This is a genomic window from Variovorax sp. 01T439_2 (assembly GCF_056398445.1).
The window spans coordinates 1-10,306 of record NZ_JBFTPJ010000088.1 but is presented as its reverse complement, the minus strand read 5'-3'; the positions used below and the strand labels follow the sequence as shown (position 1 = coordinate 10,306).

Annotated in this window: 13 protein-coding genes and 1 pseudogene; 5 read left to right on the top strand and 9 right to left on the bottom strand. The window is 67.1% G+C overall.

Annotated elements, in window-relative coordinates:
* From AC1DOC_RS06615 to AC1DOC_RS06600, 4 genes and pseudogenes are all read left to right on the top strand, one after another.
* Positions 1-214 (top strand): annotated as a pseudogene (locus AC1DOC_RS06615) (phosphonate ABC transporter ATP-binding protein); the annotation flags it as partial.
* A 49-nt stretch (positions 215-263) separates the two neighbouring features.
* Entirely contained in the window at positions 264-1,211 is a 948-nt protein-coding gene (gene phnD / locus AC1DOC_RS06610) for a phosphonate ABC transporter substrate-binding protein (protein WP_018905754.1), read from the top strand.
* Positions 1,212-1,255: 44 nt separating this feature from the next.
* Positions 1,256-2,068, top strand: a complete 813-nt coding sequence (gene phnE, locus AC1DOC_RS06605; protein WP_478129567.1) for a phosphonate ABC transporter, permease protein PhnE — start codon at positions 1,256-1,258, stop codon at positions 2,066-2,068.
* 66 nt (positions 2,069-2,134) lie between these two features.
* Complete coding sequence (locus AC1DOC_RS06600) at positions 2,135-2,785, top strand: ABC transporter ATP-binding protein (protein ID WP_478080147.1); 651 nt, start codon at positions 2,135-2,137, stop codon at positions 2,783-2,785.
* An 81-nt stretch (positions 2,786-2,866) separates the two neighbouring features.
* Here AC1DOC_RS06600 and AC1DOC_RS06595 read toward each other — a convergent pair whose 3' ends face one another.
* From AC1DOC_RS06595 to AC1DOC_RS06555, 9 genes are all read right to left on the bottom strand, one after another.
* Positions 2,867-3,151, bottom strand: coding sequence for a hypothetical protein (locus AC1DOC_RS06595; RefSeq protein ID WP_015866111.1), 285 nt, complete (start codon positions 3,149-3,151; stop codon positions 2,867-2,869).
* Between the two features lie 131 nt (positions 3,152-3,282).
* The gene (locus AC1DOC_RS06590) at positions 3,283-4,623 is read right to left on the bottom strand and encodes a type II toxin-antitoxin system HipA family toxin (protein WP_478129566.1); all 1,341 of its coding nucleotides are present in this window, start codon (positions 4,621-4,623) and stop codon (positions 3,283-3,285) included.
* A 2-nt stretch (positions 4,624-4,625) separates the two neighbouring features.
* A complete protein-coding gene (locus tag AC1DOC_RS06585) occupies positions 4,626-4,883 on the bottom strand; it encodes a helix-turn-helix domain-containing protein (RefSeq protein ID WP_015866109.1) in 258 nt (85 codons plus the stop codon).
* Positions 4,884-5,014: 131 nt separating this feature from the next.
* Positions 5,015-5,851, bottom strand: a complete 837-nt coding sequence (locus AC1DOC_RS06580) for an alpha/beta fold hydrolase (protein ID WP_478080149.1) — start codon at positions 5,849-5,851, stop codon at positions 5,015-5,017.
* A complete protein-coding gene (locus AC1DOC_RS06575; RefSeq protein ID WP_015866107.1) occupies positions 5,852-6,556 on the bottom strand; it encodes an SDR family oxidoreductase in 705 nt (234 codons plus the stop codon). It abuts the gene before it with no gap.
* Positions 6,557-6,599: 43 nt separating this feature from the next.
* The gene (locus AC1DOC_RS06570) at positions 6,600-7,601 is read right to left on the bottom strand and encodes an NADP-dependent oxidoreductase (RefSeq protein ID WP_015866106.1); all 1,002 of its coding nucleotides are present in this window, start codon (positions 7,599-7,601) and stop codon (positions 6,600-6,602) included.
* Between the two features lie 11 nt (positions 7,602-7,612).
* Entirely contained in the window at positions 7,613-8,119 is a 507-nt protein-coding gene (locus AC1DOC_RS06565; RefSeq protein ID WP_015866105.1) for a DUF2147 domain-containing protein, read from the bottom strand.
* Positions 8,120-8,159: 40 nt separating this feature from the next.
* The gene (locus tag AC1DOC_RS06560) at positions 8,160-8,759 is read right to left on the bottom strand and encodes a TetR/AcrR family transcriptional regulator (protein ID WP_478129565.1); all 600 of its coding nucleotides are present in this window, start codon (positions 8,757-8,759) and stop codon (positions 8,160-8,162) included.
* A gap of 84 nt (positions 8,760-8,843) precedes the next feature.
* Positions 8,844-9,827, bottom strand: coding sequence for a Bug family tripartite tricarboxylate transporter substrate binding protein (locus AC1DOC_RS06555; protein ID WP_015866103.1), 984 nt, complete (start codon positions 9,825-9,827; stop codon positions 8,844-8,846).
* A gap of 151 nt (positions 9,828-9,978) precedes the next feature.
* Here AC1DOC_RS06555 and AC1DOC_RS06550 point away from each other — a divergent pair.
* Positions 9,979-10,306: DUF899 family protein (locus tag AC1DOC_RS06550; protein ID WP_478129564.1), on the top strand; the 328-nt coding region annotated here is incomplete at its 3' end.

Sequence of the window (10,306 nt, the reverse complement as noted above, 5' to 3'; positions counted from 1 at the left end):
GAAGTACTGCCCGCGCGTGGTGGCGCTGAACCAGGGCCAGGTGGTGTTCGACGGGCCTTCCTCGGCGCTGACGCCGGCGCTGCTGCGCGACCTGTATGGCGTGCAGGCCGACGAGCTGCTGCGGCCCGCCGCGCCGGCCTCGGCGCCCGAAGGCGCCAACGTGCACGTGCTGAACCCTGCTGCTCCCGTGTCGTGGGCGGCGCAAGCCGCGTAGCCCGCGACGAACACATCTTTCCACCCTTTCAATTCTCCTGGAGCCATCCATGATCAAGAAACTCATTGCCGCCACCGTGCTGGGCCTCGGCCTTGCCGGCGCGTCCCCCGCGCAGGACATCAACTTCGGCATCATCTCGACCGAGGCGACGCAGAACTTGAAGGGCGACTGGCAGCCGCTGATCGACGACATGAGCCGCCAGACCGGCCTCAAGGTCACGGCCTTCTTCGCGCCCGACTACGCCGGCATCATCGAAGGCATGCGCTTCAACAAGGTGCACATCGGCTGGTTCGGCAACAAGTCGGCCATGGAAGCGGTCGACCGCGCGGGCGGCGAGGTGTTCGCGCAGATGGTCAACGCGGACGGCACGCAGGGCTACTACTCGCACCTGATCGTGAACCGCGAGAGCCCGCTCAACACGCTCGACGACGTGCTCAAGAACGCCAAGAACCTGAGCTTCGGCAACGGCGATCCCAACTCGACCTCGGGCTACCTGGTGCCGGGCTTCTACGTCTTCGCGCAGAACAAGCTCGATGCCAAGTCGATCTTCAAGGTGACGCGCAGCGCCAACCACGAGACCAACGCGCTGGCCGTGGCCAACAAGCAGGTCGACGTGGCCACCAACAACAGCGAGAACCTCGAGAAGGTGAAGGAGCGCTTCCCCGAGAAGTTCAAGGACATCAAGATCGTCTGGACCTCGCCACTGATTCCGCTCGACCCGCTCGTCATGCGCAAGGACCTGCCCGAGGCGACCAAGGCCAAGCTGCGCAACTTCTTCTACAACTACGCCAAGTCCGATCCGCGCGAGAAGGAGATCGTCATGAAGATCTCGAAGCTCTCGGGCTTCAAGGAATCGAGCGACAAGCAGCTGCTGCCGATCCGCCAGCTTGACCTGTTCGGCCAGCGCACCAAGATCGAGGCCGACGCCGTGCTCGGCGACGCCGACAAGAAGGCCAGGCTGGCCGACATCGACAAGAAGCTGGCCGCGCTGAACTGAGCGCCCGCCACTTTTCTTTGCCGCTGCACTCTGCTGTGTCCGCCATGCAACCCACGGTCCATATCGCCCGCCCGAGCCTGGCGCCTGCGGCGTCCGCCGCGCCCAAGCGCAGCCTCGCCTGGCAGCTCTCGTGGGCGGGCCTGCTTATCTTGCTGGCCGCGTCCTGGAAGGGCGCCGACATGCGTCCGTTCGAACTCTGGCGCGATTCCGGCAACATGGCCACCTACGCGGCCGAGTTCTTTCCGCCGAACTTCACGCAGTGGCGCATGTACCTGCAGGAGATGGTCGTCACCTTGCAGATCGCGCTGTGGGGCACGGCGCTGGCCGTGSTCRYCGCCGTGCCGCTTGCGCTGCTGGCTTCCGCCAACATCGTGCCCTGGTGGATCTACCAGCCGATGCGCCGCCTCATGGACAGCTGCCGCGCCATCAACGAGATGGTGTTTGCGATGCTGTTCGTGGTGGCCGTGGGCCTGGGCCCTTTCGCCGGCGTGCTGGCGCTGTGGGTGCATACCACCGGCGTGCTGGCCAAGCTGTTCGCCGAAGCGGTGGAAGCCATCGACCCGCAGCCGGTGGAAGGCATCCGCTCCACGGGCGCCAGCGCGCTGCACGAGATCGTCTACGGCGTGCTGCCACAGGTGATGCCGCTGTGGATTTCGTATGCGCTGTACCGCTTCGRGTCGAACGTGCGCTCTGCCTCCGTGGTGGGCATGGTGGGCGCGGGCGGCATCGGCGTGGTGCTGTGGGAAATCATCCGTGGCTTCCAGTACGCCGAGACCTGCGCGGTGATGCTGATCATCGTGGTGAGCGTGAGCGCCATCGACCTGGCGTCGGCGCGCATCCGCAAGTTCCTGATCTGAGCTGAGGGCGCGGGCTGGGCGGAGGATCGGGCCGAGGCAGAATCCGGCGAGGACTTCCGCACGCACATGAACACCCCGACATCACCCGCCATCCTCCAGGTCCACGACCTGGGCTTTGCCTACCCGGGCCAGCCCGCACTCGCATCCGGCTGGTGCGCATCGGTGGGCGAGGGCGTCACGCTGCTGTATGGCGACACGGGCAGCGGAAAGTCAACCCTGCTGCGCGTGATCGCGGGCGCGCTGCCTCCGGCTTCCGGAAGGCTGACGCTCGCGGGCGCGCGGCTCGATGCAGAGCCCGAGGCCTACAAGCGCAACGTGTTCTTCTGCGACCCGGCCGCCGAAGCCTTCGACCAGCTCACCGCGCGTGCATGCACCGCCACGCTGAGCGAAGGTGATGCGGGCTTCGATGCGGCGCTGTGGCAGGTGCTGGTCGAGGGTTTCTCGCTGGTGCCGCACATCGACAAGCCGATGTACATGCTCTCCACCGGATCGAAGCGCAAGGTGGGTCTGGCGGCCGCGCTGGCTTCGGGCCGCGCGCTGGTGCTGCTCGACGAACCCGAAGGCGCGCTCGATGCGCGGTCGATCGGGTGCCTGTGGAAGGCCGTCGCATCGCGGGCCGGGCGTGCGGGTCACGCGATCGTCGTTGCGAGCAGCGCGCGGCTCGACCACGTTCCGCAGGTTCCGCTCGCCGGGTGCATCGAGTTGCCGCTTGGTTGACGGGCCAGTCCGGAAGGCTCRTTCCGGAGCGCCGACTCCCGAGCCATCGTCGTCGGCGAAAGCGCAGGCCAGCGCTCGCGCTCAGCGCCGATACGGATTGTGGGGGCGGCGGTCGTAGCGATCGGGCACGCCGTCGCGGTCGCTGTCGCGGCGCGCATGGCGGTAGTCGGCGCGGTGGCCATGACGATAGTCGGCATGGCGGTCGTGGCCGTGCCGTATCACGTGCCGCGGCGGGGGCGGCGGAACAACGACCACGTGCGGGCGATAGCCGTGGTCTCCAAGGTGCGGCTGCGCTTGCGCAGGAGCACTCAGGGCGGCCAGAGAGAGCAGGGTGGCCGCAGCCAATGCGAGGGACAACTTCTTCATTGCAACTCCTTCGAGTCGTTGTATTCAGGAGTTCCCATGCTGAGGGCGCCATGTGAAGGGCCGGTAAGGCTGCGGCGAATTTCCGATGAACTTTCTTGCGGGGCATTGCGGCATGCGCAGGCGCCGCCTCCCTAGACAGGCGGCATCCCCTTCAGCGCCCTCGCGGAGCGGGCGAGCCCTTCGAGGATCCGGCCCGACACCGCGGCCGGAAAGTGCGCGGGCAAGCGCGCAGCGGTCCGATCGATCACGCCGGGCGTTGCCGCCAGCACGCGCTGGATGATGTTCTCGGCGTCCGGGCCGTAGTGGCACTTCTGTGCCATGGCGTTGAAGTGGCGCCGCTGGATGGTCTTGAAGTGGTAGTGCCTGCTCTTGCCGGACAAGGCCATCGCGAGCTTGGCCTCGTGCCTGGAAAACTGGTTCGGGCCGTTGCCTTCCAGGGGCCAGATGGACATCACGTCGTAGAGGGGCGTCAGCCTGTAGCGGCCCATCGGGAGCCAGGCGATGCTGAAGTTCTTGGCATGCCCGTCGGGCGCGCCCAGCATCCAGAAGAGCAGCTGCGCGGTGAGGAGCGTTGCCAGGTCTTCCTGGGCGTTGACTGAGTTGCGCAGCACGTCGGCGAGGTCGGTCATTCCCGGTCCGCCGTCCGCTTCGTATTTCAGGTGCGAGGGCTTGCCGAGGGCCTGGCAGAAGTCTTCCTGCGGCAGGCGCAGCCACCAGTTTCCGGAGGAGTGCAGCCGGCGGTCGAAGCGCTCGACGGCCAGCACCTTCTGCGAACCGAACCGGAGCATCGCGGTGCGGGGCACGGGAAGGCCGTACGCCTGGAGGATGTTCAGGCAGAGCCACTCGTTCTCCACCGAGGTGCTGAAGTCGGCCTTGCGATGGCCGACCAGGCCCAAGGGCAGCTTCAGGATATGCGTGGTGGGGGTCGAGCCCTGCGGGCGCAGCCACTGGCCCTCGTGCCACAGAAGCGCGGTTTTCTCCTGGGCGCCGGCCAGCGAGATGCGCAGTTCGTCGCCAGGCACGGCCTGCGCGGCGAACCTGCCCGGATCGACCGTCTGCAGCAGCAGCCGCTCGACGCCGGCTTCGCTCATCRGTTCGCCCTCGATGCGTTCCACATCGGCCGGGCTGGCGTTCTCTCCCAGCAGCTGGATGGCGCCCACGCAATCCCTGCCGATTGCCTGCAGCAGGTCGAAGGCCTGCGTTGTCTGCGTGCCGAAGCGGCTCGCGATGCGCTGGCGTATGGGCAGGCTGTCCGGCAGCAGGTTGTCGAAGTAGTTGCTGACGACAGCGCCCTTGTGGGTGAAGCCGCGCACCAGCGGCAACGAAAGCGAGAGCGGGCGCCCGGCGGGCGAATCGGCCCAGGCATCGTCATAGCGCAGTTCGTCCGCCCCGTGCGCGGGAATGCGCCAGCTGCCGACCCGTTCACCGTTGGCCCAGATGGAAAGGGCCTGCAGGCCCCGTGTGCGCGCCATGCTCACCACTCCTGGGAAGCTGCCTGGCTGCCGGTGGGCGCGGGCTTCCTGGAGCCCACCACCATCTCGAGGCCCAGCACGCCGAAGATGGCCAGCAGCTGCTCCAGGCTCAGCGAGCCAGGGTTGAGTTCCATGTGGGACATCCGGCTCTGGCTGATGCCGAGCCGCTCGGCCAGCTTGACCTGCGAAATGCCCGCTTCCTTGCGCGCGGCCTTGAGCAGCGCGCCGAGCTGGGAGGGAACCGAAAGGACCTGCTGCATGTGAATACCAATGAGGTTGGTATCCTGAGATTACCTATGTCATGGGTATTTGTCAAAAACCCATCACATGGGTAATCTCGCAAATACCCATGCGATGGGTATCCGGCCGGAGCGCGGCCGCCCTCGAAATCCTACCGGCCCAGGAACTCGATCGCCTTGGGCACGAAGTCCGCATGGAACTGGAACAGGCCGCCGTGGCCGGCATCGGGGTAGATGATCAGCGTGCTGTTCGGAAGCCGCCGCGCCAGTTCGTGCGAGTTCGCGGTCGGGACCATCCGGTCGTCGTCGCCGTTGACGACGAGCACGGGCTGCTTGACCACCGAAAGGTCGGCCGGGCGTTTGCGGCCCCAGGCCTTCACCGCCCGCAATTGCGCCAGGTACGCGGCGATCGTGATCTCCTTGTCGCGGTTCTCGGTGCGTTCCTTCAATCGCGCGAGAAAGGCCTTGCCGGCTTCGATGCCGCCCGGCGTGCGCGTGAAGAACAGGAACTGCTTGGGGTCCTGGCCGGTGAAGAGGCCGCGCAGCAGGTCCCAGTGCGCGACCCTCGCCACCGTGCTGATGCCCTCGCCGCCCGCGGGGCCGGTGGCTGCGAGGATCATCTTGCGCACGAGCTGCGGCGCCTTCAGCACGATGTCCTGGGCGATCATTCCGCCCATCGAAAGGCCGAAGAGATCGACCTGCGCGAAGCCCATCGCCTCGATGAAGGCGATGGCGTCGCTGGCCATCTGCTCCACCGAATCGGACGGCGAACCGCTGGATGCGCCGACGCCGCGGTTGTCGAAGGCGACCACGTGGTGCCTTGCCGCGATGCCGTCCATGATGCGCGGGTCCCAGTTGTCCAGGACGGCGGCCAGGTGCACGAGAAACACCACCGGTGTCCCGCCATGGTGCGCGCCCAGCTCCCGGTACGCAAAATCCACGCCCCCGGCGGAGATGGATTTCGTTGGAACGTCCGCCCAGCGGTGCACTCAGGCCACCTGCGGAAGGTAGCTGGGCCTGGGCGCCGTCATCCCTTGCTTGACCTGCTGCGTGAGCTCGTCGGCCAGCACCTCGTCGAGGCCCGACTCGAGCCCGTCGAGCGCACGCTTCACGATGTCTTCAGGGCTCGTCTTCGGCACATCGAAGCCGCGCGTGAGATCGGTATCGACATAGCCCATGTGCAGCGCCAGCACCTGCGTCTTCTGCGCCAACAGTTCGCTGCGCAGGGCATTGGTAAGCGACCACGCGGCCGACTTGCTGGCCGAATAGGCCGCCAGCTCGCCGCCGTTCACCCACGAGGCAATCGACAGGACGTTGAGCAGCGCGCCGCCRCCATTGGCCTTGAGAATGGGCGCGAAGGCCTTGCTCATGCGCAGCACGGCAAAGAAATTGGTTTCGAAGATTTGCCGTGCGACCTCTTCGCTGTCGGCCGCGAGAAAGCCGCCCGCCTGGGCAATGCCGGCGTTGTTGACCACCAGCGTCACATCGGACGCCAGCGCCGCGGCAGCCGCCACGTCTTGCGGATTGTTGACGTCCAGGCGCAGCGCCTGGACGCCGGCCTGGGTCACGGTTTCAGGGTTGCGGGCGCCCACGTAAACCTTGCGGGCGCCGCGGGCCAGCAGCTCACGCGCGAATGCCAGGCCGATGCCGCGATTGGCGCCCGTGACGAGAGCGACGGAATTTTCGATCTTCATGAGGAATCTCCGGGAAAAGAAGGGAACGGGAAATGAACAAGGCTCACTTGAGCTTGACGACGACCTTGCCCTTGGCGCGGCCCGCTTCGACATAGGCCAGGGCTTCGTTGGTGGATTCGAACGGGAACACGCGGTCCATCACGGGCCGGATGGCACCGGCCTCGATCAAGCGCGTGATCTCGCGCAGCTGGGTACCGTTCGCCCTCATGAAGAGGAACGAGTAATCGACGCCGCGGTTTCCGGCCCGGCGCCTGATGCCCGAACTCAAAAGCCGCATGGCCAGCTTCACGAAACCAGGCGCGCCGCTCTGCTTGGCGAATGCCGGGTCGGGCGGTCCGGAGATGGAGATGAGCTTGCCGCCGCGCTTGAGCACGCGCAGGGACTTCTCGAGCGTCTTGCCGTCCTGGCTGTTCAGGACCACGTCGTAGTCGCGCAGCACATCCTCGAAGTCCTGCGTGCGGTAGTCGATGACGACGTCCGCGCCCAGGCTCTTCACCAGCGCGGCATTGGCCGCGCTCGTCGTGGTGGCGACGGTGGCGCCCAGGTGCTTGGCCAGCTGGATGGCCAAGGTGCCCACGCCGCCGGAGCCCGCCTGGATGAAGACCTTCTGGCCCTTCTTGAGCCCCGCCTTCTCGACCAGTGCCTGCCACACCGTCAGGGCCACCAGCGGAATGGACGCGGCTTCTTCCATCGTGAGGCCCTGCGGCTTGGGCGCGAGCGATGCCTCCTTGACCGCAACAAACTCGGCGAAGGTGCCGATCCGGAAATCGTCGGCCCGCGCATAGACCTCGTCGCCCGGCTTGAACTGCCGCACGCGCGCGCCGACCTTGGCCACGACGCCGGCCACGTCATGCCCCAGCACGAGGGGCAGGCGGTACGGCAGGATGAGCTTGAACTCGCCGTTCCTGATCTTGGCGTCCAGCAGGTTCAGGCCCGCGGCATGCACCTCGACCAGGACCTCGTCGTCGCGCAGCTCCGGCGTCGGCATGTCGGCCGGCCGCAGTGCGGCTTTCTTGCCGTATCGATCGAGAACAAATGCTTTCATGGTCTTCCTTGTTACTGGCGTATCCAGGTCTGTGAACGGCCCAGCATCGGCACACCGATGTAGCCGCGCACGCTGAGCTTCTTGCCGTTGTCGGTCAGGCGCACGGTGCTGCGGTAGACCTTGCCGTTGTCGGGGTCGAGGATCTGGCCGCCGGCGTATTCGCCGCCTTCCTTGGCGAGGCCGCTGAGGATCACCAGCCCGACGACCGGTGCGTTCCTGTTGGCGCCTTCGCACTTTTCACAGGTCGGGTTCGGGTCTTCGTTCGGCGCCGGGAACACCTTCTCGATCTTTCCCTGGAGGACGCCGTTCGATTCGGTGAGGCGGATCAGCGCCCGCGGCTTGCCGCTGACGTCGTCGACGTTCTTCCACAGGCCAACGGGCGATGTCTCGTCCGCCCGGGCCGGCAGCGCCGTGAGCGCAGCGGCCGCGGCGAGGCCCTGGAACGCGAGTGCGAAAAGGAGCGGAAGCGCGCGCGCCTTGCCGGCAGGGTTTTGCTTGTGTCGCATGATGTTCATCATATTTATGGGCGAGCAAAAAGGGATTCGTGCCGCGGCGGATTCAGGCCGGCGTCAAATGCTTCAGCGCAGCCTCGCACAGGCTGGCCGACAGCGCCGGCTCGTCGACCGCGCGCGCGAGCAGCAAGGTGCCGACCATGGTGGCAACGGTCACGACTGCGCGTTCATGCGCAGCGGGCTGGCCCCAGTCGGGCGACTGGCGCGCGACGAGGTCGATCATTTCCTTGAGGTGGCGGGTGGTCACGCGCCGCACTTCGGCGGCCTGGCGCGGCGTTTCCGAGCCCAGCGCGGCCAGCGGGCACCCCATCTCCGCATGCGCCACATGTTCCGGCGAAAGGTAGGCACGCAGCATGGCGGGCAGGGCCTGCCCGGAGGGCTCGTCGGAAGCGGCCTTGGCGGCGGCCGCGGCCGATTCGGTACAGGCCCGGCCCGCGGCTTCGGCCAGCATGGCTTCGCGCGAGGGGAAATGGGCGTAGAAGGCGCCATGGGTCAGGCCGGCTTCCTTCATGATGTCGGCCACGCCGGTGCCGTCGTAGCCGCTGCGGCGGATCRCACGGGCAGCCACGGACAGGATGCGCTCGTGCGAGGCCTCCTTGGCCGCTGCCCTGACGCTGTGCTTTGTGTTTCGCATGATGCGTATCATACATCTTATGCGGCCACGGCGCCAGCAGGGCTGTTGCGGCAGAGCGTTCCTGGGCGCCGCCGTGCAGGCGCCGAGGCGGTCTCGTCAGAGCTTGATGCCCGCGCCCTTGACTGTCGGGCCCAGCACGTTCACCTGCTCCTTCACGAAGCCGTTGAACATGGCGACGGTCTCGGGCTTGGCCACGATGCCCAGATCGGTGAGCTTCTTCTGGATCTCGGGCATCACCAGCACCTCGTTGCAGGCCGCGTTGAGCCGCGCCACCACGTCCTCCGGCAGCCTGGCCGGGCCGGACAGGCCGAAGAAGTTCTCCAGCACCAGCTTCGGCTGCTTGAGCTCGGCGATGCTCGGCACGTCCGGCATCAGCGGCGAGCGCTGGGTGCCGGTCACGGCCAGGGGCACCAGCTGTCCGCTCTTGAAGAAGGGGACGTAGGCGGTGATGACGTCGATCCCCACCGGAATGGTGTTGGCGATCAGGTCGGTGGTCATCGGCGCGCCGCCGCGGTAGGGCACGTGCACCATGTTGATCCCGGTGATCTTCTTGAGCAGCTCGCCGTGGATGTGGCCGATCGAACCGGGGCCGCCCGAGCCGAAGTCCATGCGGCCATCCTTGCGTCCGGCCGCCTCGAAGTCCGCATAGCTCCTGAAGCCCGAGGGCTTGCTGGCCATGATGACCAGCGGCGCGGCGCCCAGGTAGGCGATGTGGCTGAAGCCCGCCACCGGATCGTAGGGCTGCTTGTCGAGCGTGAAGGGGCCGAGCGCGATCGGCGTGGTGTTCGAGAGCATCAGCGTGTAGCCGTCGGGCGCGGCCGCGGCCACCTGTGCGCCGCCGATGGTGCCGCCCGCGCCGGGCTTGTTGTCCACGACCACCGGCTGCCCCAGCTTCTTCGACAGCTGTTCCGCGAGCAGGCGCGCGAGCACGTCGCTGGAGCCGCCCGGCGGAAAGGTCACGATGATCTTGATCGGCTTGTCGGGCCATTGCGCGAAGGCGGGCAGGGCGAGCGAGGCGGCGCCTGCCGCGAGCATGTGCAGCGCAGTGCGGCGGGTGGAGCGAAAGCTGGTGGTGGTCATGGCGTTGTTCTCTGCGGGCGGTGGGGGGAAACCACCGGATAGCAGGAACCGGGCCCGGCGCGGAAAGCCGCAATCCCGCCAAACTTGTTACTCCCGCGGCGGGGTGGGCGGTGCCAAACTTTTCTTCTCGCCCAACCAGGAGATTCAAGCCATGACGACTTCCACCGAGAACGGAAAGAAGGGCACCGCGCCCGCCATGCACACCCCACCGGTCGTTTCGCCCGAGGCGTGGGAAGCGGCCCGCGAGCAGCTGCTCGTGAAGGAAAAGGCCCAGACCCGAGCGCGCGACGCGCTGGCCGCCGAGCGCCGGCGCATGCCGTGGATGGCCGTGGAAAAAACCTATGCCTTCGAAGGACCCGCGGGCAAGGTCGGCCTGCCCGAGCTGTTCGACGGCCGGCGCCAGCTGATCGTCTACCGCGCCTTCTTCGAGCCCGGCGTGTTCGGCTGGCCCGACCACGCCTGCCGCGGCTGCTCCATGG